At 54.2% G+C, this 24984-nt stretch carries 17 protein-coding genes; 4 read left to right on the top strand and 13 right to left on the bottom strand.

The window, feature by feature from the left end; all coding sequences use genetic code 11:
* Window positions 1–40: 40 nt before the first annotated feature.
* Window positions 41–571: a hypothetical protein gene (locus H7B90_RS19395; protein WP_185137546.1), complete on the top strand. Its 531-nt coding sequence runs from the start codon at window positions 41–43 to the stop codon at window positions 569–571.
* 62 nt (window positions 572–633) lie between these two features.
* Here H7B90_RS19395 and H7B90_RS19390 read toward each other — a convergent pair whose 3' ends face one another.
* Entirely contained in the window at window positions 634–1860 is a 1227-nt protein-coding gene (locus H7B90_RS19390; RefSeq protein WP_185137545.1) for an RtcB family protein, read from the bottom strand.
* 168 nt (window positions 1861–2028) lie between these two features.
* Here H7B90_RS19390 and H7B90_RS19385 point away from each other — a divergent pair, with 168 nt between their 5' ends.
* The gene (locus H7B90_RS19385) at window positions 2029–2556 is read left to right on the top strand and encodes a DUF3841 domain-containing protein (protein WP_185137544.1); all 528 of its coding nucleotides are present in this window, start codon (window positions 2029–2031) and stop codon (window positions 2554–2556) included.
* A gap of 387 nt (window positions 2557–2943) precedes the next feature.
* Here H7B90_RS19385 and H7B90_RS19380 read toward each other — a convergent pair whose 3' ends face one another.
* The 8 genes from H7B90_RS19380 to H7B90_RS19345 all read right to left on the bottom strand — a co-directional run bounded on the left by H7B90_RS19380 (window position 2944) and on the right by H7B90_RS19345 (window position 14450).
* Window positions 2944–4497 carry an Eco57I restriction-modification methylase domain-containing protein gene (locus H7B90_RS19380; protein ID WP_185137543.1) on the bottom strand — a complete coding sequence of 518 codons (1554 nt, stop codon included), beginning with the start codon at window positions 4495–4497 and terminating at the stop codon, window positions 2944–2946.
* Between the two features lie 2 nt (window positions 4498–4499).
* On the bottom strand, window positions 4500–5087 hold the full coding sequence (locus tag H7B90_RS19375) for an HNH endonuclease (RefSeq protein ID WP_185137542.1): 588 nt from the start codon (window positions 5085–5087) through the stop codon (window positions 4500–4502).
* Window positions 5088–5108: 21 nt separating this feature from the next.
* Window positions 5109–5732 carry a chemotaxis protein gene (locus H7B90_RS19370; RefSeq protein WP_185137541.1) on the bottom strand — a complete coding sequence of 208 codons (624 nt, stop codon included), beginning with the start codon at window positions 5730–5732 and terminating at the stop codon, window positions 5109–5111.
* A gap of 3 nt (window positions 5733–5735) precedes the next feature.
* Window positions 5736–8018, bottom strand: a complete 2283-nt coding sequence (locus H7B90_RS19365; RefSeq protein ID WP_185137540.1) for a sensor histidine kinase — start codon at window positions 8016–8018, stop codon at window positions 5736–5738.
* Window positions 8019–8470: 452 nt separating this feature from the next.
* Window positions 8471–10588, bottom strand: a complete 2118-nt coding sequence (locus H7B90_RS19360) for an alpha-amylase family protein (protein WP_185137539.1) — start codon at window positions 10586–10588, stop codon at window positions 8471–8473.
* Window positions 10589–10787: 199 nt separating this feature from the next.
* Window positions 10788–12419 carry an extracellular solute-binding protein gene (locus H7B90_RS19355; RefSeq protein ID WP_185137538.1) on the bottom strand — a complete coding sequence of 544 codons (1632 nt, stop codon included), beginning with the start codon at window positions 12417–12419 and terminating at the stop codon, window positions 10788–10790.
* A 141-nt stretch (window positions 12420–12560) separates the two neighbouring features.
* Window positions 12561–13451 carry a carbohydrate ABC transporter permease gene (locus tag H7B90_RS19350; protein WP_185137537.1) on the bottom strand — a complete coding sequence of 297 codons (891 nt, stop codon included), beginning with the start codon at window positions 13449–13451 and terminating at the stop codon, window positions 12561–12563.
* Between the two features lie 27 nt (window positions 13452–13478).
* The gene (locus tag H7B90_RS19345; RefSeq protein ID WP_376701738.1) at window positions 13479–14450 is read right to left on the bottom strand and encodes an ABC transporter permease; all 972 of its coding nucleotides are present in this window, start codon (window positions 14448–14450) and stop codon (window positions 13479–13481) included.
* 203 nt (window positions 14451–14653) lie between these two features.
* Here H7B90_RS19345 and H7B90_RS19340 point away from each other — a divergent pair, with 203 nt between their 5' ends.
* Together H7B90_RS19340 and H7B90_RS19335 are read left to right on the top strand one after the other, a co-directional pair.
* The gene (locus tag H7B90_RS19340; RefSeq protein ID WP_185137536.1) at window positions 14654–16219 is read left to right on the top strand and encodes a response regulator; all 1566 of its coding nucleotides are present in this window, start codon (window positions 14654–14656) and stop codon (window positions 16217–16219) included.
* Between the two features lie 18 nt (window positions 16220–16237).
* Window positions 16238–18046 carry a cache domain-containing sensor histidine kinase gene (locus tag H7B90_RS19335; protein ID WP_185137535.1) on the top strand — a complete coding sequence of 603 codons (1809 nt, stop codon included), beginning with the start codon at window positions 16238–16240 and terminating at the stop codon, window positions 18044–18046.
* A 72-nt stretch (window positions 18047–18118) separates the two neighbouring features.
* Here the strand turns inward: H7B90_RS19335 and H7B90_RS19330 are convergent, their stop codons facing one another.
* The 4 genes from H7B90_RS19330 to H7B90_RS19315 all read right to left on the bottom strand — a co-directional run bounded on the left by H7B90_RS19330 (window position 18119) and on the right by H7B90_RS19315 (window position 24676).
* Complete coding sequence (locus H7B90_RS19330) at window positions 18119–22084, bottom strand: endo-1,4-beta-xylanase (protein WP_185137534.1); 3966 nt, start codon at window positions 22082–22084, stop codon at window positions 18119–18121.
* Between the two features lie 250 nt (window positions 22085–22334).
* On the bottom strand, window positions 22335–23066 hold the full coding sequence (locus H7B90_RS19325; RefSeq protein WP_185137533.1) for a restriction endonuclease: 732 nt from the start codon (window positions 23064–23066) through the stop codon (window positions 22335–22337).
* A 141-nt stretch (window positions 23067–23207) separates the two neighbouring features.
* Window positions 23208–23846 (bottom strand): hypothetical protein, encoded by a 639-nt coding sequence (locus tag H7B90_RS19320; RefSeq protein WP_185137532.1) that lies wholly within the window; start codon window positions 23844–23846, stop codon window positions 23208–23210.
* Window positions 23843–24676, bottom strand: coding sequence for a hypothetical protein (locus tag H7B90_RS19315; protein WP_185137531.1), 834 nt, complete (start codon window positions 24674–24676; stop codon window positions 23843–23845). Before H7B90_RS19315 ends, H7B90_RS19320 begins: the two co-directional genes overlap by 4 nt.
* Between the last annotated feature and the right edge of the window lie 308 nt (window positions 24677–24984).

Genomic DNA, 24984 nt, shown 5'->3' with positions numbered 1-24984 from the left:
TGAACGACTCTCTGAGAGCGCAACTGCAAGCAGCGAAGTAATGTCTTACGTCTTCCGAACCAGCGAGTTCGAGATGGATCATGAAGCCTACATGAACTTCCTGCTTCGCCACCACGACAAGCTGAATTTGCCTTACCCGTTCGCCTTGAAGCTAAGCTTCGCGAGCAGCCCGCTCTTCCTGGGCAAGGCGATGCTCGTCATCGACGAGGAGTCCTACGAGATGGTCGGCGCCGCCGGCTTCGGTCACGGGACAGGCCCTGGCGAGTACGAGGATCGGCATATCTGCCAGGTCGAGGTCGCGTATATCGTGGAAGGGCTGCGGCGCACGTCCTTGTTCGCGCAGGGGCTGCGCGCTCTGCTTGAAGCGATCCGGGCCGACAATCCCGACGTCCGGCAGGTTCAGTTCTGGGTCTCCGCGTCGGACGAGCGCTTGAACCGGCTGTTCGCCAAGTTCCTCGCTCTCCCCGGCGCTTCAAGGTCCATCGTGAACGACCTGGCGCTTATCGCCGTTCCGTTCGATGAACTGGAAGGCTACTCGAATCGCTTGAGGAGACTGGCATCCGCCGGGTGAGCACAAGGAAAGAGCCTGACGTCGGGTATTGGCGCAGGCTCTTTGTCGTTATAGGGTCAGTTTTAGTCCTTGTACGGATCGAATTCGTCGGCCCCCGCCATGCAGACGCCGATCGGCTTCAATACATGCACGATCTCTACCGTCTCCGCATGCGCATCCAGCACCTCCTGCAGCTTCCGGTAGACGAACGGACTCTCGTCGGTCCCGGCTCCCCGCAATTCCACGTCGAAGTTGCGCACCGCTTGCCGCATCTGTTCGACGGAGATTTGCCCTCCGGTGCGAGTCCGGGTTTTCCAGTTCATTTTCCCGGCGGCTTGCGTACGGCTCATGATGCGTCCGGCTCCGTGAACCGTACTGTAGAACGACTCGCGGTTCTCCTCCGTATCCCTGCCTCGCACGATTACCGAGATATCTCCCATGCTGCCTCCAATAAAACCAAGCTGGCCGGGTGCCGAAGGCGTCGCGCCCTTGCGAACGACGATTGTGTCCTTGCCGTTATGCGTCTCGCGCCAAGCATAGTTATGATGGTTATGCACCTCGAAGTCGGCTTCGGCCCCGATAAGCGACAGTACCTGTTCGATTACGTAATTCCGGCCCGCGTAGGCGTAACGCCCTGCCAACTTCATCGCACGGTAGTACATGTCGCCAAGCTCGCTGGCCAGATCCAGCAGAACGGGCGGCTGATCCATCTTCTCTCCCGGCGCGCTCGCCAGGAAGTCCCGTCCCGCGGCTAAGTTGAGGAACCCGCTCGCCGTCTTATGGCCGAATCCCCGGCTTCCGAAGTGATTCCCCACCCACAGCCGGCCCGTCCCCACTTCCTCGAACAGGTCCACGAAGTGATTGCCGCTTCCCACCGTTCCAAGCTGATCTCGCGCCAGCGCCTTCAGTTTGTCATGCTCCTGCCGTCCCACGTTCGCATACACGGCCCAATCCGGATCGTCGAAGAGCTCGTGATCCACCTTCTCGTTGTTGACTCGCCCGACTCCGAACGAGATATGCCGGGCTATCCGATCCATCGCTTCGGACAGGCGCGGAAGCAAGTCGGCTGCCAGCAGGTTCGTCCGAACCGCCTTATTGCCGCATGCGATATCGTAGCCGACACCCGAAGGCGATATTTGCCCATCGTATGCGACCACTCCGCCAATCGGCTGGCTATAGCCTTTGTGGTGATCCGCCATCAGCAACGTCTGCACGACATTCCCGTATTCCGAGCAAGTTTTAGCTTGGGACAACGCGCCCGGATCCGGCCGTCCCCACACGCGCACTCCGTCTATCGTTTGATAAGCCATTTTATCGTTACACTCCTCATTCACCGCCGTCGGCTTCTTTGCTTCCATCTTCGCTCAGATCCGGCTTCCTGAACATGGTGTAAGTATGACGAAGGGTTTATACTCACCTATTTCCCTCTATAGCCGCGCTTGTTACAATTACAACAAGACACTGGTGCGGAGGATTACATGGCGATATTCTGGACGCTACAAACCGAAGAGGGATGGAACATAGCCCTTAGGCGCGGTTATCTTGAGGGTAATGCAGCCTATGCGATGTACCCGGAAGAGTATCTTTGGATGATGGAGCAGATGCGCCGGCGTCTCCCTCGGTATAACGGCGAATACCCGATCTGGCTCTGGATCGAGAAGCCCGACATGCGTTCGACCGGCCATTTCAATAGTTATACGAAGTGTGTCAGACTCACCGTAGAATTGGACGAGAGAGACGTATTAATCTCCGACTTTTACGATTGGACGAGCGTTCTGAACAACGATTTTATTGCGCACAATGAGCAAGAATACAATGACTTCTACGCGGGGAAGTTGAGCCTCTCTTTGGAGGAGAGTTGGGAGCGAATCTTCGATTATCCATGCCCTCGAGATGAGGGGTGGGACGGAACGCATCTCTGGCTTCAAGGCGTGACAGGTAGAGTTTATTTGGAGCAGGTGAAAAAAGTTGAGCATTTTGTGAGTCGGAAGCAAGGGGTAATCTAGGCTAAGTTCAAAGTAACTCAGCCTAGTCGATGTCAGCCCATGCTATCAACCTCGGCGGCGTCCCAAAATCTCCACAATGGAACGCTTAAGTTAATCATTTGCAATGCTAGTCAGACTCACGAACCTTTACCGAACCTCGCGTGCCAAATCTGCTTGCTTATGATCAAGCTAAACTGCCACCGTCCCCATATTTCTATCCCACCGTTAGCAGAGGTAAAACACCCTCTAAAGTCTTCGGCATAGTATTGCCTTACTTAAAAATGGCCAGTCAACCTTTTTTTCCTTAATCATGTTGATTCTCGGTTCAATCATATTAGCTTATCGTTTATCGAACTTTAAAAACGCTTAACATATTGGAAGCAAAAACTTGGGTCCTCCCCAAAGTAATTAATACTGACTTTTTAATCTGCGAATCAAGTATTTTTCACGAATTATTTTAAGGGCATTTAGTTCAGTTATAGACAAGTCACTTAATACAATACTATCCACATATGTTAGTATGTCTTGTATTGAAATATTATCTCTAAACATTCTATCAAGTTTTTTTACCCTGTTTTTATGAATACGCTTGTATGGGATAGCTAGGGATTTAAATTCACTTGGAACAAGTTCCCCTACTCCACCTCCATAAAAACGACCGTTATACTCGCATAGTGTTATTGTTAGTGAATTATAAAAACAAAAGGCAACAGAAAGTGAATCATACCCTTCTGACAACCGAATATTATACGAAATGTCTGTAGTAAAGACCTCAGCATTATTTACTATTAGCCTTGGCAACCTATTATAACGCTTATAAAACATGAGATTTCCTGATGAAACTATTGGGACATCGTGCCACCTATCACGTTTTCCACATTTATAACGTTTATGTAGTTCATCTCTTTTTCCCTTCGCTAGATATGCTTTTAGCGTTCTTGATACCTTAGATATATCAACATCATTTAAGTTAAGCATCCATACCTTCTTATTTAATTCATTCAATTCATTAAAATCATCTTTTGAAAAAAGCAATAAATTCGCTACGTTGGATCCCTTTGGGATAATAGGCAAAAGATACTCTCTACAGTTAAGAAGTTCTGCATCTGAGTTATTAAGTATAAAAAACTCATTCGCTCCAGTCACTATTCCAGGAGAGATATCACCCAAATTTGACACCAAAGTATATTTTTTTGTAAGTCTGGTTAATAATTCTATTTCATCATCATTAAGAATAGAATTAGACCATTTTTTTAAGGGTTTATTTCGCCTAATCTCACTATATTCGACGGGATATATTTCATTAACGTTTTCTACCGTTGTATATCTTACAATTGGTTCCAGCTCTTGTTGATTTGTCATAAAAACAAGACACACATCTTGCTCAATGTCTGGAAATACACTTTCTTTAAAAGTAGTAATTTCAATTAGATTGAACTTTCTTTCAAGAAAAGCTCTTAATTTTTCAGCATAATGAACCTGCAAAAATTCAAAAGGGAGAACAAAAAAAATAGCTCCATTTTCGCTGTCTAGTAATTTTAAGGCACCTAGCACAAATGAAACCCAAAGATTTTGAAAAACTGATTCTGGGAGAGACCAGTACTTAACTAATTCAATCGAAGTCGCCCTTTCATTTTCTGATAGATTCTTTTTGGTAATGTACGGTGGGTTGCCAATAATTAAATCGTATTTTTTGTTTGATGTAAGTGAATACTGGATAAAGTCATTACAAATAAGCTTAACATTCTGAGGCATATCTGTAGAAAGATCGTTAATTTTACCTTGGTCTATTTCGACTGCATCAATCGGTCTCCCATAGTGGTTCAACCATCTAATGAACCTTCCATCACCAGCCGATGGTTCCAATAGAGATTGTGCATTAGTTTTTTCCATTGCATAACTTGACATATATTGAACTAATGGCTCTGGGGTATAAAAAGAACCTGTTTGCTTATCGTTCACTTTCATTCCCCTTTGCCAAGTAGATACTCAAGTAAATTATCTAGTTCTTCTTGTATTGCTACAAACAACTCCATTTGATCTATTGATAGTTTGGAGTTATCTCTTTTTAATTGATAGAGTTTTTCCTTTCTCTTAAAAAGCTCCATAGACTTCCAAACAGTTTCTGTTGGTCGAAGCTGGAATTTGAAAACACCATACATATACTTTCCGACATCCGTATAATGCTCAATTGCCCCTTGTTTATTACGACCTAAGTGACTATCATATTCCTCTGTTGCCGGATCTACAAATCCTTTATAACCATCATGGCACAAATCTTTATTTTTAGTCGGCCATTTTTTTGCTTTTTTCCTATTGCAAGTAAAACACGAAAAAACAAGGTTATTATAATCTGTCTCCCTTGTTTTATCTGTAGAAATTGGGACAAAATGATCTATTTCAAATCCCTTTCTGGCGAAATAAATACTTTTCCCACAGTATCCACAAATGTTATTAAAATCTTCTGAAAGTGGCCCCCTATAATTTGCGTAATTAGTTTCAAGTGGAACTTCTATTCTTCTAGATATTTTTAATTCCCCATGGACTCTCATTCCCGTTCCCCCATGTTTGTCTTACTGCTTATTATTAATATCAATATAGCGATCAAGTTTTTCTAATAAACTGTCCATCTTTCGATTGACATCAGATTTCAACAATTCTGTAGCTACATCATCAACTTCTCCATAGGATCTTAAAATTCTGTAGTGATGAAGGAATACTTCTTCTTCTTCAGCTGTTATTTTATGAGTTGTTTTCTTCCCTAATAAATCTGTATATTCATCAAGATGAAGTTTCAATCTATTTCTGAAAACTTCAGTAGATTGTATTACGGTTTCGCAGAAATTACTGAATTTCTCACCATCACTTGATAAAACATTTCGGTCAAAGATAAGATTCCTGATAACTAACCTGTCATCGGCAGAATCTTCTGGAAAATTGGTTAAGATGATACATGGCAAATCCGGCAAATGATTGTTAATGTAGGCAACAACCTTTGTACCATAAAATGCATACTTTGCAGTTAACTTGTGGTCAACTAGTAAACATTCAATAGTGTTTTTCAATACCCAGTCCTCAATTTCCATTAACGATGTACAATTATCTACAAAATGCAAATCAATTCCTTTGCGTGCTAACCTCTTTTTATAATTTCCGAATTCATTAAAGTCATCATCGACAAAACCAACTTTGCACACAGCCTAACCTCCTTCCTGTTCCACTCCAATTTTACCATTCAATGAGATCCTAATGTGAAAGCCACTTTTACTATTTATATTCTGTGACAAATCAATGGATCCATTATACTCGTTTACAGTCTTTACAATTATCCACATTCCCATACCCGTTCCGATTTGCTCACCAATCTCGTTACGCTTATCTGTTTCAAACGGTTCAAGAATTCTGTCAGGATTACTTTTGTAGGCAGCGCTAAGTCCTGCACCCGAATCAGAGTACTCTAAAATAACTCCATTTTCAGACGGACTAATTTTTATATTAATTTCCTTTTTCTCAACTTTGACACTGTTAAATGAAGTAATGCTGTTTGTTATTAAGTTATTTATCATGCTCTCAATCTCATATGGAAAACATTTAAAGAATATCTCTCCAATTTCCAAATTAATCTTAACACCTTTATCCTCTTCAACCTCAGTCCAAGAGGATATTAGGTCCTCTAACAATTTTTTGAGATTTACTTCCTTCATTGTTCTTTTATCTCGTCTAACAGACTCTATAGTTACTTTAAACCATGAATTAAATGAGTTCTTTATTTCATTCGCTGCATTTATATATTCAATAGCTTCATCTTTATTATCGTCTAATTCTAATGCTTCTTTTGCCATAATAATCTTCATACTTAATTTATGAGTGGAATCTTTTATTTCATGAATATACGTATTTGTTACAATTCCTGTTGTAGCTAGAATTCTTAACATCCTGTTTTCATCTTCCAGGTTTTTAATTTTATTATCCTTATCATCAATTACAGTCTTCACCTTAGAAACTTCAATATACTCTGGGCGTTCTGATGATTTCCCACGGTTTTTTTTCTTCTTCTTTTCTTCCCTATCAACCTTTGTGCGGATTTCCTGTTCGTACTGTGCTGTGAAATTAGTTGCTTCGTAATATGCATTTAATTTTCTACATACATATTGACGATCTTCTTCAAAATATCTTATTACCTCTAATAATATGTCTCTTAACTGAGAAAATTCCTTTGTCTCTACTATTCCCTCACGATTTGCCTGATCGGGCAAAGTAATATTAGTTCTAGATATATATATAGACCCCAGCATTTGATCAGAGTTAACTCTCCATTTGCCTGTTGGGTGAGCGATCCCCGCTGGGGATTTTGCCTTTCTGTTTGATAATAGCAACCAGTCATAGTTAGATGTTTTTGGTTCACCATATGGGCGTACTCTAAAGTGATCTCGATAAAGCTTTATTCCTCCAAAGGTGTCACGATAATCTTTTCTATTCGAGAAATCCTTGTAATAGTACTTTTCTTTTTCTTCTAATGGAGCAGATAATTTTGAAAAGTACATTACACCAGAGAATCTTCCTATCGTATTGGGGACATCTTTATTTTTACTTGGAAGCATCTCCCCTAATGTCTTTTCAATAACTATTGGTTTTCCCTTAAAATAATCTCTATCTTTAGCTGAAAATCCCCCTTCTCGTATGATCGTTTCAAATTGACCTTTAAAGTCAAACTCGTCACGATATATTTTTGTGACTACCGTCCCATCCGGCTCAGCTTTAAACTCGATCTTATAATCATAGGAAAACAATCCATTGTTCATGCTCACTTTGGCATTTTCTTTTTCAGTTTCTTCGCAAAAAAAGTAAACTTTGAAAATGTCTTCAATTTCCGGCGGGATCAATGTTGCTAAGTTATTTTTTATTCTTTCTACTAATGTACTTGACCAATCATCTCTCAGAGAATTAAGCTTAAATACTGTGCCAGTTGTTAAAAAATCTTTCTTAATAACTTCTTTTAATGATGGATTATTTACGTTACTAAAAAAATCAATAATTGAATACTCAACAGGATTTAAATCCGCATATATTTCAGTTATAGTAGAACCCGAATTAAAATCACTCCAATTAACGCTCCATTCCAATTTTGTATCACTAGTTATTGTGAGCATTTGACAGAAATCAGAAATTCTATCAAGTGCAAATCTACCAATCCCTTTTGCCCCTGTTTGAATTCTCCCTTTAGATGTTGTATAGTTCTTAACTTTCGATGAATTTCCAATAGTCATCCAATGAGTCTTAATAATATCCTCTGTCATCCCAGATCCATTGTCTGCTAAGTATAAAGTCTCGGTGGATTTTTCATAATAAAGTACACATACCGATGCATCTGCATCATACGTATTTTTAACAAGTTCAAGCACTGCACCTTCTAACTTCGACACGTTTTCTCTACCAATTAATCGTGCTGTATATGCATGAACATTAAACGGTACTTTGGGCATTGTTTCCCCTCCTTTAATTCGTCTTTCAACTAGAAACAAGGATTATCATAGTAAAACTCGTAATACAAAAAGCCTAGTTATTTCCTCTTAATTATAACCCAGTTTACAATAAATAACATGATCTATGAGAAAAGTACTACAACCTTTTACATTCCTGACAAAACACATCCGCTTCCCAAAAAACAGTAGTTGGGAGCAGATTCCAAGTCCTATAAAGGCTATTGTTTTATCCCTATTTCCTGAACACAAGAATCATGGAACGATTAGCTTCATTATTTTTGACTGATCATGACTTCCATCAGATGTAACAACAACTTCCTATTGCCAATACATCAAAAAGAACTTGATCCCACTGAAAATACAAAGAAAGCTGGCGCTGGCAGTATCAGCGTCAGCTTTCACTAGCAAATTTATTGAGGCCATCATTGACTCAGCACTAAGATTATTCACTCCTATAAAATTATCAACTCGAATAATGTCGACTCCAATACCTCAATTGAAACGAGAATCTCCTCTTTTCCATCGTGAAAGTCACCACCCCAGAAGTCAGTTTCCAAAAAGACAATCGAAGTACCCACTTCGACACCAAGCCGCTCCAACGGAATACGCACCTGCGCAGGAGCCGTATTGTCGAAGTTGAAGACCGCAAGAACAATCCTCTCCCCCTCCCGCAACATGAATACGTTTGAGGCCCCGGAGCCCGTGCCGCTCTCGACCGGAACGAACGTCCGGCCGAGGCGGGCCAGAGAGAGAAGCTTCTCGTTCGCGAGCCATTCGGAGGCGCGGGTGCGGGCTTCTTCTTGGCGGAAGTCGTCGCCGAGGAGGAGGACGGTGCCGGCAATGATCGAGGCGTTCAGGCGGCTGCGGCCTTCGTGGCAGCTGGTGGCGTCCTGGTTGAAGCTCTTGTAGAGCACGGTGTGGTCGGGGTCGTTGAATCGGTAGAGCGTGTTGTTCATCCACCAGCCGTAGGTGAGCGAGTTGAGCATGTATTCGGTGTCCGCCAGCGTGCCGAAGGCGTCGCAGGAGATGCGGCGGCTGTGGCCATAGCCGTGCGGGAAGATCGGCGCGATGGACAGGTTGATGTGGAACGGACGGCCGATTCGCTCCGGGGCGAGAGTCCGGCAGATGTAGTCCATGCCGAGATTGTACGCCTGGATGCCGGTATGCACAGAGGGATCATAATGTTTTCCCTCCAGCGCGCCGTGGCCGAGGAAGTCCAGCTTCACGTATTCGTAGCCCCATTCTACGAACCGATTCAGATGATAGTCCGTTCGCATCAGATTGCCGGGATGAGTCGGGTCGATAGCGAGGCCGCCGTCCAGGTCGGGCAGGACGTTTCCTTCCCAGTCCCTCAGCAGCAGATCCGCGTATGTATAACGACCGTCGGTTCCTTCCACCTCGACGTTCGGGTCCTGGCCCCAGAAGGCGAACGGCGTCCAATAGATGCCCGCCTTCTGGCCGTTGCCGTTGACGTGCTTCACCGCTTGGCGCAACTGGTTCTCGGACAGGCTGGTCCAGAAGGAGTCGAAGTTGACGTAGACGACGCCGTCGTTCTCGAAGCCGCCATCCTTCAAGCTGCGCAGAAAATCCGACGTCTGGACGTACACGTCGTAGTCCAGCTTGTCGGCCACCGCCGACCAGCTGTTCCAGCCGAACGGCATGCCGTGCTCCCACGGGAGCGCGGGCTTGACGGCGGCGTTGGCGCGGCCGAACGCTTCCAAGCCGTCGCGATAATCCTCATAGGAGCCCAGGAAAATAACCGGCGAAGACACAGTCTTCCCTTTCACCGCACCATGCGGAATGGTATCGCGCGTCAGCTCTCCCGCCGCTCCGCCGTAGGCTTCGACGGCGTCCATCCTTCCGGCGACGGCGGATGACAGCTTGAGGCCGGTTTTCCACGTGTCGTGCGTGATGGAGCCGAGAACGAGTCCCTTGCGCGACTGCGGATCGTAGATCGTCGTCGCCTCGTAGCTCTCCAGCGCGCCGGGCATCGGCACCGATTCGTAACGAACCCACTTGTCGTTATCGAACGGTACGAGCAAGCCGCGAAGCTCATGCCCTTCCGGCAGCCCGAGACGAGCGGCGCCTCCGACCGGGTCCCCGGCCAAGACGGGGGCCACGTAATTCGTCTCGATGTCTCCGCCGTCCGCCCCTTCCAGCTCAACCCCCACCGTGAGAAAAGGCTGGCTCTCATACACCGTGAACTGCTGACGGCATACCGGTTTGCCGCCTCTGCCCTCGCTCTCGCCCTCGCTCTCGCCCTCGCCCTCACCATCCTTAGCCGCAACGTGCACCACCGTTATCCGCACGCCGCGACCGCCGATCGCGTCCTCAACGTCGAGCACCGCCCCGGCATCGGCGCGATGCTCGGCGTAGTCCGCCGTCGTGACCGTCGCCCCATCCGTCAGCCGGTAAGCGGACTGCGCTCCGACGAGCTCCGCCCCGTCGCGCCATGTGACCGAATAACTCCCGCCGACGAGATCCAATTCGAGCGTGAATAACGCATTTTCCACCCGAATCGCCCGTTCGCCGACCTCCACCTTCACTCCCATACGCTGTACGCCGCTCATTCAACCCTCATCCTCCCCGAATATCCGCTATTCCGCATTCCGTATTCCACATTCCGCATTCCACATTCCGCATCCGGTGCCCCACCGGCGATCTTGCTTATGACAACCGCGAACGAGCAGCCCCGCACGCATAAGGCATAAAACCGAACAAAAAAACCGAAGGACCGGGCCCCCGCCCGCCCTCCGGTCTCAACGCCTGTTACTTCCACGATTCCAGTCGCTTCTTGTAGTTGTCGGTGATGATCGCTTCCAGCTTCTCGTCGCCCGCCGTCTTCATCTGCGCGAGCATGTCGTCGTAGAACTTCTTCGCATCGGCCTCCGAGCCGGCGATGACGATCTTGGTCAGCGACTGCTTCATGATGTCCTGTACCTTCTGATAGCTGAGCGATTCCGGCGTGCCGCCCTCCGGCCCGAGATTGTCGTACGGCGACGTATCCCACACCGAATCCGACAGGTTCTTGATCGCCATCTCGTCGATCTCGCCGCGATTGAAGGCGCCGATGCCGAGCGGCGTGCCGTCGCTTCCGTTCCCGTTCTTGACGAACCACGTCCACTTGCTTATGCCCATCTTCTTGGTCGTGCCGGCCCAGTCGTCCTTCAACTGCTTCAGCACGTCCTCGCGAGGCGTATGCTTGCCGTCCTTCAGATCCCAGCTCTGGCCTTCGAGCCCCCACATGAGCAGGTACTGGCCTTCCTCGCTGGCGAGGAAGTTGATGAACTTCATCGTCTCGACCGGATGCTCGTTGTTCTTCGAGATCGCGATGCCGTCCCAGCCGAGCGGGTTGCGCGGGCCGAACGTCGTCTTCGCCGGATCGACGCCCGGGGCCACGACCTTGTACGAATACAGCTGCCGCTCGATGCCGCCCGCCTTCTTGAGCGCGTTGTTGGCGTTGCCGACGTCCCAATAAGCGCCCGGCGTCGCGAACACGATGCCGTTGGACAGCTTCTGCTCCCAAGTCTGGTTCTTGTTGACCGGCCAATCGGACTCGATCAGCCCTTCGCGGTACAGCTTGTTCATATACAGCAGCATCTCGAGGTACTTTGGATCCTTGACGTCGAACTTCAGGCTGCCGCCGTCTTCGTAGTACGTTTTCATCCCCCACATGCCCTTGAACGTCCCGAACAGCGCGCCCGTGTTCTCGGCGGTAAACGTCATCGGGACGGCCGGCTTGCCGTCGATCGTCGGATACTTCGCCTTGAAGTCCTTGAGCAGCTGCTCGAATTCGTCGGTCGTGAACGGTTGCCCGCCCTCGGCCTTATCCGGCGCCAGCTCCTTCAGCAGGTCCTTGCGGATGTTCATGCCGAACACCGGGGTCGGATCCATGCCGTACCAGTTGGACAAATAATAGTTTTTGCCGTCCGTATGCCGCGTCCTCGCCAGGATGTCGCCGTACTGCTCTTTGACGTCCGGGCCGTACTGATCGATCAGGTCGTTCAGCGGGATGATGGCGCCGGCCGCGATGTACTTGTTGATGATGTCGCCGCTGCGGGTCATCAGGATGACGTCCGGCATGTCGCCGCTCGCCAGCATCAGGCTCAGCTTCTCCTGCGGATTGCCCGTCGGCTGCTGGATCTGAACCTTGATCCCGGTGCGCTTCATGATCTCCTGAGCGACCGGATCGTCGAAGGGATCGCCGCGATTCTGATCGAAAAAAGTAATCGTAATCGGCTTGCCCGCTGCTTGGCTTCCGCTCGCGGACGGCTGCTGGCTGCCTGCCGGGCTCGCCGCCCCCTCGTTGCCTCCATTGCCGCCGTTGCCGCCGCAGCCGGCGAGCAGTCCCGCCATCAGCGATACGGCAATCATTCCCGTCGCGATTCGTCTCTTCTTCATCGACCCTTGTCCCCCTGCTATGTGGATTGGATATGTCAGGATGATTCCGCGATGCCCATTCCAAGCTTCCATTTTCCAGCTGCCATTCCCTGTTGCCGATCGTACGAGCCCGTCACCTCCTCTCAAGGTCCGCAAGCCCGCTTAGCTCTTCACGGCGCCCAGCATCATCCCTTTGACGAAGTAGCGCTGCAGGAACGGGTACACGAGCACGATCGGCAGCGTCGCTACGACGGTCGCCGCCATCCGGATCGTGTCGGGCGAGACGGCGAGCCGCTTCGCCGAGTCGGCCAGCTTCTGGGCGTCCGATACCATGCTGCCGGTCTGGTACTGGTTCAGAATCTTGACCAGCACCGCCTGCAGCGTCTTGAGGCTCGACTTGTAGGTGAAGGCGTACGAATCGAACCACGCGTTCCAGTGGCCGACGGCGATGAACAGGGCGATCGTCGCCAGCACCGGCGTCGTCAGCGGGAAGATGACGCGGACGAAAATCTGCAAATCGTTCGCCCCGTCGATCTTCGCCGACTCCGCCAGCTCCTGCGGCAGCTGCTCGATGAACGTCCGAACGAGGATCATGTAGAACACGTTCACGAGCCCCGGCAGCACGAACACCCAGAACGTGTCGATCAGATGCACGCTTTTCAGCACCATGTAGTAAGGAATCAGTCCGCCGCCGAAATACATCGTGAAGATGAAGTACAGCGTGATCGGCTTGCGCAGCACCAGGTCCCGGTTGCTGAGCGGGTAAGCTAACAAGGTAATGACGAGCACCGCGAGCGGCGTGCCGACGACGGTGCGCGCGAACGTCACCCAGACGGCGTGCAGAATCTCTCGGTCGGTCAGAATCTCCTTGTAGCTGGTGAAGCTGAGCTCCCTCGGCCAGAAGTAGATGCCGCCCTTGATCGAGTCGGCCGCGCTGTTGACGGACAGCACGAGCACGTTCCAGAACGGGTAGAACGTCGCGAAGACGACGACGAGCAGAAAAGCGTACACGATGCCGGAGTAGAACCGATCCCCCAAGGACCTGCTTCTCATGCGACCCTTCCTTTCGTCTGCCTGATACTAGAATAGCGATTGGTCGTTGACCCGCTTCGCCAGCCGGTTCATCGCCAGCACCAGAATGAACGCGACGACCGACTTGAACAGTCCGACCGCGGCGCCGTAGGAGAACATGCTGTTCTGCAAGCCGTAGCGGTACGTGTACGTGTCGATGACGTCGGAATACTTGAGCACCAGATCGTTCTGCATCAGGTACTGCTGGTCGAACCCGGCGTTCAGCACCCCTCCGACCGCGAGGATGAGCAGGATGACGATCGTCGGCCGCAGCGCGGGCAGCGTGACGTACAGCGTCTGCTTCATCCGGGACGCGCCGTCCACCTTGGCCGCCTCGTACATCTCCGGGTTGATGGAGGAGATGCCGGCCAGGTACATGATGGCGTTAAAGCCCATGTCCTTCCACATGTTTGCGGAGGCGATGATCCACCAGAAGTAATGCCCATTTTGAAAAAAACCGACCGGCTCATCCGTGATATGCAGCAGCATAAGCACCTTGTTGACGAGCCCCTGCGACGACAGCAGCGTGATGATGATGTTCGCCGCGATAACCCACGAGATGAAGTGCGGCAAGTACGAGATCGTCTGGAAGATCCGCTTGAACGCCCCGCTGCGCACCTCGTTGATGGCGAGCGCGAGCAGGATCGGCGCCGGGAACCCGAGCAGCAAGCTCAGCAGGCTCTGCGCCAGCGTATTGCGCATGATGATCCAGAAGTCGCCATTGTCGAAAAAGTAACGGAACCAATCGAGACCGACGAACTCTCCGCGGAAAAACGACCCGACGAACGAGCCGCCCGGCTTGTAGTTGATGAACGCCATGTACAGGCCGAACATCGGCGCGTACGAGAAGATCAGCGTGCATACGAACGCGGGCACGATCATGAGCCATAAGTATTTCTGCTGTCTGAACCGCTTCCATAATTCCGTTCGACGCCCTGCAAGCGGCGCCGCGCGTCTCGGCTGTTCCGCGTAAGCTCTCACTCTCGCCCCTCCTTCTCTGTTGGCTGCCTGAATGTAATCCCATTATAGGGAGCCGGGCCGGGCGGATTCTATCCCAATATCCTCCGATCCATGCGGCAATCCGCCGAACCTGTCGCGGAGGCATTGTTGAATTCCGGCAGGAGGAATACAATGATGTTCACCAAGACCTAGCGATTCTTATCCCGAAAGGCGTGAACGACGAGATGTATTCCATCCTGCTGGCCGACGACGAGATTATGGAGCTGGAGACGCTTACCGAATACGTCCGCTGGGAGTCGATGGGCATCCGGGTCGCCGGCGCCGCCAAGAACGGCCGCGAGGCGCTGGAGCTGGTCCGCGAGCTCGATCCCGACATCATCCTGACCGACGTCCGGATGCCGATCATGGACGGCCTCGAATTCGCCAAGCGGGCGAAGCAGCTGAGCCAGCGGGTCAAGATCGTGTTCTTAAGCGGTCACGACGAATTCCAATATATTAAGGCGGCGCTGTCCGTCGAGGCGTCCGGCTACCTGCTTAAGCCGCTCGATCTGGAGGAGCTCGCCCAGCTGATGGAGAAGGTCAAGGCGAAGGTCGAAGAAGCGAAGCTGGCGGAAGGGTCGCGGGAGGTCGTCGGGGAGAAGCTGCTGCGGAGATTGCTCATTGAGGAATCGGGGGAAAAGCGGACGGAACTGGCGGCCAGCCTGCGGACGGTCGCCGGGTTCGCGCTTCCGCGCGGTTCGTTCCGGGCGGCGTACGTGCTCGTCTCCCGCTCCCGCCGCGACGGAAGCCGGAGCGACGGCATGCCCGCGCCGCTCGAGCGCAGCATCGCCGACGCCGTGCACGCCCGCCTGCGGGCTCTCGGCTACGGCGGCCGGCTGATCGATTGGGAGAGCGGCTCGTTCGCGGCCCTGTATCCGGCGTCCGAAGCGGACGATACGCGGGAGGTGTGGCAGCGTCTTCGGGGGTTGATCGAGGACGATTTTCCGGTGTCGCTGACGGTCGGCATCTCCCGGGCGGGCGATCGGCTGGAGGAGGCGCACGGCTTGTTCCGGGAGGCGAAGGCCGCCGTCGGGCACGCGTTCTATCGCGGGCACGGCACCCTGCTCGAGGCGGAGGAGCTGCGGCCCACCGTCTCGGAGGAGATCGGCATCGACGCCTCGCGCGCCGCGCTGTGCAAGGCGATCGGCCGTCTGGACGCCGAGGCGGCCGAAGCCGAAGCGGCCGCGTTCTTGGAGCGGCTGCGGGAGAGGCACGCGCACCCGAACCTGGCGCGTCTGGCGGCGGCGCGGCTCGTCGACTCGGTCGAGCGGCATTTCCGCGCGGTGCATAAGGAGCCGCAGGCTTCGCCGCCGTTCGACAGCGACGAGGAGATCATGAACCGCCGCGCCACGCTGGACGAGATCGGCGAGTATCTCGTCCACGTCTGCCAGAGCCTCGTCATCGCGCTGTCCGACAAGGACAAGGACCGGCACCAGCCTATCGTCAGGCACGTGCAGGACATCATCGACCGCTCCTATTCCAAGCCGCTTACGGTCGACGACATCGCCAAGGAGGTTTACTTGTCTCCGAACTATGTTCGTACGATTTTCAAGGAGAAGACGGGCCGGACCATCCTCGAAGCGATCACGGAGAAGCGGATGGACCGCGCCGTTCGGCTGCTGGCCGATCCCTCGCTGAAGGTGCACGATATCGCCGCTTCGGTGGGCTACGAGAACGTGTCCTACTTCTGCTCGGTGTTCCACAAGCACACGGGCCTGACGCCCAACCAATACCGCAAGCAACATTACTGATTCCGGGGGAACCTCTTCGTGACTCCACTTGGACGATGGCTTCGCCGCCTGCTGATCCGACCCTTCGTCGACATGCGCCTTCGCAACAAGCTGTTCGTCGTGCTCGGCCTCGTCTCCGTCGGACCGATGCTGTTCTTCGGGGTCTATTCCTATGAGAAGATGAAGAGCGAGCTGACGCGTCAAACGTTCGCCGGAATGGAGCTGACGACCGCCCAGATCAGCACGAACCTGAAGATGAAGCTGGGTTCCTACTCCAGCATCTCCTCCTCGCTGTATCTCGATCCGCGCCTGCGCGACTATCTGTCGCAGGATTATTCCAACGGCACGGGTTACGTCGACGCTTATTCGTATATCGATAACACGTTCCGGAACATGCTCGTCACGAACACGGACATCTCCGGCATTACGGTGTACACGAACAACGACACGCTTCCCGTCGACGAGGTGTACGTCAAGCGGCTCGACGAGGATGCGAAGAGAAGTCCGTGGTACGCCGCGGCGAGCAAGTCGTACGGCAGCGTCTCGTTCACGGCCATGCCGGCCTGCGACTCGTCGAAGGACGGCGGCGAAGGCGGCGGCATCCCGGTCGTGAAGCCGTCACGCATCGTGCTCGCCCGCTTGCTCAACAACAACAGCCTGAATTACCCGTACGGCATTCTGACGATGGAGATTCCCGAATCCGATATTTACGCGCTCATGGAGAAGGAGAACAAGAACAAGGACCTGTTCATCGTCTCGCCGGACGGCACGATTATCTCCGGCCAGGACAAGAGCAAGCTGAACCGCAAGCTGGACGAGTTCGTCGTGGGACTTAAGTTCGAGGGAGCCGTCGGCAGCTTCATCGGACAGTACGACGGGGAGAAGGTGTACGTCGTCTACAACGCGATCGACAACGGCTGGCGGACCGTCTCGATCGTCTCTTACAGCAGCTTGCTGGCGAACATCAACATCGCCTTCTCCCGGCTGCTGACGATCGCTATCGCGAGCCTGGCGCTGTCCGTCGTTCTCATCTACGTCACTTCCCGCTTGTTCACGAAGCGGATCGAGAGGCTGCTGCTGCTCACCCGCCGGCTGGAGCGCGAGGACTTCAAGGTGCCGGAGCTGATGGCCGGGCACGACGAGATCGGCCAGCTGTCGTTCGCCATGGTGAAGATGGCCGGGCGGATGAAGGAGCTCATTAACGAGGTGTACAAAAAGGAGATCGCCAAGAAGGAAGCCGAGATGAACATGCTGCAGGCTCAGATCAACCCGCACTTCCTGTACAATACGCTGGCTTCCATCTCGGCGCTGGCGATGCGGAGCGGGGACAGCCGCATCCAGGACATGGTGACGCATCTGGCGAAGTTCTATCGCATCTCGCTCAACAAGGGCAAGACGATCGTCAGCCTCGGCGAGGAGCTGCGGCTGACGAAGTCGTACATCTCGATCCAGCAGCTGCGGTTCGGCGGGCTGATCCATCTGCACTACGACGTCGACGAGGCGGCCAGCCCGTATCCGGTCGTCAAGCTGATGCTGCAGCCGTTCATCGAGAACGCGATCCACCATGCGATCTGGGACGACGAGGCGGGCATCAATATCATCATCAAGGCGCGCATCGACGGGGAGCTGCTCCTGCTCGAGGTCATCGACGACGGCATGGGCATGCGGCCGGAGACGCTCGAGCGGATCCAGTCGGCGGACGACAGTATCTCCTCCGGCTACGGCATCCGCAACGTGGACCGGCGCATCAAGGTGACGTTCGGCGACGACTACGGCGTGCGCACCTTCAGCCGCTTCGGCATCGGCACGACGGTGCAGATCCGCCTTCCTCTTCGGGGGCCGCTGTGAGACGTTCGCTTGGACTGTCAAGAAGGCTGCCGGGGATTACCCCGGCAGCCTTCTTCTTGTGGATGGCTATGCTTACAGCTTCCAGATACGGTACAGGATCCAGGCCGCTTCGGCGCGGGTAAGAGGATCGTTCGGCGCGAGCTTGCCGTTCTTGCCTGTGATGATGCCGCGCGCGACGAGGACGGCGGCGCTGTCCTTGGCGTAGCCGGCGACGGCGTCCGCGTCGGCATAGGCGTCCAGCGAGCCGCCGGATGCGCCGGACAGGCCGGCTGCCGCGAGCGCGCGGGCGGTCAGTGTCATCATCTCCTGGCGGGTGATCGTGCCGCCCGGGTTGAACGCGTTGTCGCCGGAGCCGGAAGCGATTCCCCGCTCCTTGGCGATAGCCAGCGCGTCGTAGTAATACGCGCCTTCCGGGACGTCGCCGAACATCGCGGCCGGCTGGCCCGTCGCTTGCAGCCCGAGCGCCCGGACGAGCAGCAGGACGAAGTCGGCCCGGCTGATGTCGGCCGTCGGATCGAAGCTGTCCCCTGTCGTGCCCCGGATAATGTCGCGAGCCGCCATCGCTTCGATGGCCGCTTGAGCCCAGGGCACGCCGTTCAAGTCGCCGAACGTCTTGAAGACGGGGGCGACCGCATAGGTGCCGGAGTGCGTCGTGCAGAAAACAAGCGTACCGCCAGCCGAGTCGTACCGGCCGTTCGGAATCGGCGTCGCGCGGCCTTGGCCGTCGACGGCCCAGACGACGATCTGGTCGGGACGGCCCCGCTCCTCCGCCGTCGGCGTATAAGGAATGGACACCGTCACCGGATTCGCAGCGTTGTTCCACGCCAGATCGCGGTCGCCCGCGACGACGCTCCATTCGATCGCCGGACGCTGGCCGACGGCTTCGCGAACCGCTGCCTCCCATTTATCCGTCGAGGCTCCGGCTACCCGGATGGACACTTGCTCGGCTCCATCGCTGCTGCCCGTCGTCGCATTGGACAGCCCGTTGCTCGGAACCCGAAGCGCAGCGTTCGGCGTCTTCAGCACGAGCTCGAAGACATCGGAGCCTCCCAGGCCGGAAGCCGGCAACTGCACCTCATAAGACGTCGCGCCCGCTTGCGCAGGCAGCTCGACGACGATCTGCTTCTTGCCGCCCGCACCCGGGGCGGCGGCTGCCTCCAGCGCCTTCTTCAACTGGTCGCCGGACACCGAGCCGATGGCGCGCCCGTTGTCGGTCTTCACCTCCGGCTTGATCCAGGCCGCGCCGTCCTTCTGCTCGACGTCGCCCGGCTGCGGCGTCGAGCCTCCGCTGCCGCCGCCGCCCGAGCCGGAGCCGGAACCGCCGTCTCCGCCGGACCCGGTCGGTTTGCCCGCGAGCGTCAGCACGCCGTACACCGACGTATCCATATACCCCGTGCCGGTCGTATCGTTCCAGGCGGCGACGCTCTGCCGCGCGCCGTCCTTCGCGTCGTTGATCTGCACGTCGAAGCCGAGCTTCGTGCCGTTGCGAGGCTTAACCGCCTTGAGCGGAAGCTTCGCTTCGATCGTGTAATTCGTTCCCGACACCTTCGCCGCCGAGACGAACCCTTCCGCGATGCCCGCCGGATTGAAGGAAGTCTCGTTATCGAAGTTGATCCGGTACTGACCGTCGTCTTCTTGATAGAACGTGGTTTTCCCATTATTTTGATCCAGGAAAATCTCCACCGAATCCTGCTCCCAAGCGTTCGCGTTGCTCTTGTCGAGCTGCGCGTCGTTCACCTGGACGAGCACGTACAGGTACTTGTCGTCCCAGAGAACCTTCGCCGTTCCGGTCGCTCCCTGCCAAGCCGTCTGGTACCGGTTGACCGGAAGGTCCGCCGCCCGGCTCCAGACCGCGTCCGCCGTTCCGTCCACCGTCGGCGAGCCGTACCGGGCCGTGCCCTGGTTCGCTTCCGTCGATTCGGGCGGATGCTCCGCTATGAACTTCGCCGGATCGATGACGCCGTAATAGGCCGGCTTCGCCTGCAAGTTCTTATCGAACAGCAGCGGATTGTTCTCGGACCGCCAGCTCGTCGCGTCGTTCAAGCCCCAGAAGGTGACGCGCGCGATCTGCTCCGCGTGCGTCTTGTACAGGTCGAACAGCTGCGCGTACAGATACCCCTGAGCGACAGCCTGCTTCTCCGTGAGCTGGGAGTTGCTGCCCGCCTGCACGTCCAGCTCGGAGACGCTCACTTCCACTCCAAGGGAGATGAATCTCTCGAGGGACAGCTTCACATTTTCCGGATTCGTGTTGATGTTGTAGTGCCCCTGCATGCCGATGCCGTCGATGAGCAGCTTGCCCGGGTGCGCCTGCGCATACTTGTCGTTGATCTCCTTGACCATGTTGGCGATAGCCTTGGCTTTGTTCTGGTTGTCCTCGTTGTAATCGTTGTAGTACAGCTTGATGTCCCAATCGGGATGCTCATCCAGCACCTCTCTCGCCATAAGGAACGCCTGCTCCACGAAGTCGTCTCCGATGGCCGCCTTCCACGGGGATTGGCGCAGCGACGCCTTCCAGTCCGCCGGGTTGCCCGGGTTGTCGCTCATCGCTTCGTTGACGACGTCCCAGGAGATGACCTTGCCGCCGAAATGCTCCATCACCGTGCGGATGTGCGCGCGCATATTGCCGAGAGCTTCGTCCCGGCTCAGCGGAACCGTGCCTCCGTTCCCGTCCTGGGCCGTGTGCATCCACGCCGCCGTCTGCTGGTGCCAGACGAGCACATGGCCGTGCACCTTCAGCCCTTCGGCTATCGCCTTATCCACGATCGCGTCCGCCGCGCCGAACGAGAAGCCTCCCTTCGTCGGCTGCAGCTGGTCCGGCTTCATGGCGTTCTCCGCCGTAATCGCGTTGTGGTGCAGCTTCAGCAGCTCCAGCCGGACGCCGTCCAGATCCGCCGCCGACACCGCGTTGCCGATCAGGAAGCCGTCCTTATACGTCTCCCGGACCGGAGTCAGATCCCGCTGGATGTCGACCGGGCCCGAGCCCGTCTTCTCGAACCGGATATCGTCGATGTAGAACGACGCCGTCTCGTTGTTCGAGCTCTCCACGTAGATCGTCAGATATTCGTCCGCGACGTTGTTGTACCGGTAGGTCCCTTCGAAAAGCACCCAACCGTCGTCGGCGCTAATCGTCTTCGCCGCGATATTGTTGTAGCTCGGGCTGGCGCTGCCGACCTGGGTAGACAGCTGAAGCTGCGAGCTGGCGGGCGAGATCAGCTTCACCCAAGCCGAGATCTTGTACTCGTACCCTTGGTCCACGTACTTCTCCACGCGCAAAGCCGGCCCGTGCCAAGCCTTGGACCGGTTCTCCACCTTGAGCGAGTAGGCCCCGCCTTCGGTGTGGTTGGCTTCGTTCGTCGCCGTCAGCGTCTCGGTGCCGGCCCGGCCGGCGAAGCCGCCGGTCGTCCGATCCTCGAAGTCGACCGGCTTGAACGGCAGCGCCGGAGGCCGCGGATTCTCTTCCCCGCCGCCGCCCGCTTCCGCCTTCTCGGTGATCAGGACGTCGCCGATGTAGAAGGGCACGGCCTTCCCGGCGTCGTTCGACTGCACGCGAAGGGCCGAGTCCTTGCTCGTGTCGACCGTGAACTCCTTGGTCAGCGTCAGGGCGGAGCCGGCGGCGAACGGTTCGCCGTCGAGCCAGCCGTAGCTGTTCACCGTCTGCAGATAAGCCTGCGCATCGGCGGGCACCGCGACGTTCTCGTCCACGTAGAGGGAGAAGGTCACCGTGTAGGTTTTGCCGTTCGCGAGGCCGAGGTCGGCGAACTTGAAGTCCGCCCCGTCCCAGTTGTTCGCGCGGTTCGCGACGTGCAGCGCCGCTCCGTCGTCGTTGCCGGCGAACGTCACGCCCGTGACGGGCGTCAGGCTGGCGCCGCCGGATTGGGCCGCGGCTCCCTTGCCGCCGGCGAACGTCTCGTGGTAGACCGTCCGCGTCTCGGCCGGCGGCGCGTCCTCCGCCTGCGCGGACGGCGCCGGCCAGGCCGACGGAATGAGCAATGCCGCCGCGAGCAGGGCCATAACCGCTCGCTTCAAGTGCCTTTTCATGAATGGCGTTCCCTCCAGTGGATAAATTCCGACACGTTTGTTAAGCGCTTTCATACAGGTGGAAAAGCCCTCCTTTCCCAGACTGAATCCATTATAAAGCGCCCGGCGCCTTCGTTTGACCGGAGGAACTATAGAACTTACCTTGCTTTTTTTACATGCTTCAGACTACGTGCAAAAAAGCCGACACCTTTGTCGGCTTGGAGTGTGCATCTATCCGCACTACGAAATGTTGAAAAGGCCAGTCATTGATTTAGATGGCTTGAACATTCTTGCATCGGGGGTAGTTCGAGCAGGCATAAACCTCCCCTTTGTTACTTTTACGTCTCTGCATCGTACCGCCGCATATCTTGCATATCAAGTCCATTTTTACTTCAACCCCCGCGACCGTTTTCTTTCCAATGGATTGAGCAGTTGCTGATTTAACCGGGGAATTCAATCTCAGCATCATTTCAATTAATTCCTGCCTTCCAATCATTCGCACCCCATTGGCTTTAGCCAGCGTAACGGCCTGATCTGTGTAATTGCTGTTCGTGACAACCCATGCCTCGGAGCAGTTGTATTTTGCCTTTCCCGCTTGCACTTGTTGCACTGCCTCAAGGCCGACATTATTTTTATATCTTTTCGCTTGGACGGCAATCCTTTTCCCTTGACGTGTCAAAATAAGGTCGACCCCATAATCGCCTGACCCTTGCGTAACCTCTGTTTGATACCCTTGACTTTTAAAAAGCTCCGCAAGGTATCGCTCGAATCGAAGACCATCCATTTTGTCCACTTCAGCGATGCCCGAGCGTCTCAAGCGCTCCCTCTTCTGCGCTCCAATCATGAATGCAATCGCAAAAATAACGGCAAACATTAAAACCAACGAAATAGTAGCCGCAGCGAACGACTTTGTTGCCATGAAGGTCCCGAGAAAGACGGCTATCACAAGCAACCCAAGCAGTGCGGCGACCGGGTCTTCCTTCTTCTTCCTACGTTTAGCCATTTATATAAACTCCCTGTGCGTTAGTACTTTATTTATCGGCTTGTTTTATAGGGAATTTTACCCAGAATTAAAACAGACTCACGGGATACTGCCCGCGAGTCTTGTCATTCCGTTCCATATTTCAGTGAGTTAATCGGGAACTCAATGGTGTTCTTCTTGGACTAAACTTGGCTGTCTATCCGCTCCTTCTCCATTCGTCTCCTCATCGGGCGGCATTCTCACGGGGCGCGTCAGTTCCCGTCCCGCGCGGCGCACGAGAAGGACCAGCAGCAATCCCGTCATGAACGAGCCGAGCGCCAGCAGCAGGAAGACGAGATACAAAACCCCTGGTCCATAGTTGAGCTGAAAGGGGAAGCTGAACAGCGTCATAGCGCCGATTGCGAAATTCCAGTACCATAAGCTCCGGGCGGTTCCGGCAAGCGACAATCTCCGGCGCTCGAGCGCGCTCTGGCGAATCCCATCGCAGATCCCGTAGAAGAAGACCATGTTCGCCGCCAGCGCAAGAGATACGAGTCCCAGCGCGCCGGCTTCCGGTCTCTCGCCGCTCGTCAGCGAGATCTCGCCCCGTACGCCGAACAACTGCAGGACGGAGAGGAGAAGCAGAACGACGGCGGCGATCCAGGCGATCCGATACCCTCGGCTGTGCGGCCTGAGCTTCGTTAACCCCGCGAGGATGAGAGCATAGCCGATGACGTCGGGCAGCAGATCGAACCCGTTGAAGCGGAAGTCGATAAGATCGATCAGAAGCCCCCAGAAGATCTGCGAGTAGGCTCTTCTCATTCGGCTTCCCTCCTCTTCTCGCGTACATAGGCGCGCATCTCGGCTTCCGAAGGGTACGGCACGTCGTGCGCGAATACGATGTAATCGTCCTTCTCCCCGCTCTGCCCCTCGAAGTTCATCTTCAACTGCACGTTATAAACGTTCAACGCGTCGGCTCCCTGGCGGGAAGGCTTGAAGGTATAGTTCAGCGAGAGCATCTCTCCCTTGCTCAATTCCATCGGGTATGCGGAAGGGTTCGGCTTCAACTCGAACTGCAGGGCGTCCCCCAGCTTCTCCAGCCAGACCGAAGAGACGCCCGTCAATCGAACCGGCTGCTTCGCCTTGATGACGTTCCAGCCTTCTCCGTTGCTGGAACTTCCCCCAGCCATCATGTCGACCAAGGAATCCTCGGACGGATCCATAGGCCAAGCTTCGCGGTGCACGACGATCTCGCCGACGTTCTCTTCCTTTACGCTGCCGTCGTTGTAAAACACGCGAACCGTATGCAGCCGAAGCGGCTCGGCCTCCTCTTTTCTCTTCGTCATGGCATTCTCGTCGTAATATCCTCTCAGCACGTAAATCGTCTGTCTGTGCATCTGCTGGTGCACGTATACCGGATAAAATCGCAGCTCCGGAAGCTCGTCGATTTGCACGTTGATCGGCTTGAGCTTGTCGTCGTTGTTGGCCACGTACAGAAGATCGAAGGCGACCGAAGGCACTGTCGTCGTCTCGATATAATGCCGCAGGAATCCCGCTTCGGGAAGCCGACACGCCCGGCTGTACGCGTAGTTGCCTATCCAACTGGCCGCGATGGCCGCCGCCGCGACGATGAATACGATTTTGTTCCTCACCCGCGTCCCCTCCAACCGGTACTCTCCGCAATCCATACCTATAATTGAACGCTGCCGAGTGGAAAAAGTTGCCGAATCTAGGAAAGTCGAATGTCCGCCTCTCTTGGTTCGAACGGCTAACGAATCCAGACGACGCCATTTGGATGGAAAACGGGAAATTTCCAGCTCTAACGAATCGTACGAACGCTATTGGGTGCCGGAACCCCGATTTTCCCCTCGCCGGCTCCAAATAAGATCTCTGGGATGTGTTAGCTCGTCAAATCAGGGCATTTGAAGCCAAATAGCGATTCCTGGGTTCGTCCCTCGTA

The organism is Cohnella xylanilytica (assembly GCF_014212175.1).
Lineage (GTDB): Bacteria > Bacillota > Bacilli > Paenibacillales > Paenibacillaceae > Cohnella > Cohnella xylanilytica.
This window is presented reverse-complemented; position numbering and strand designations above follow the sequence as displayed.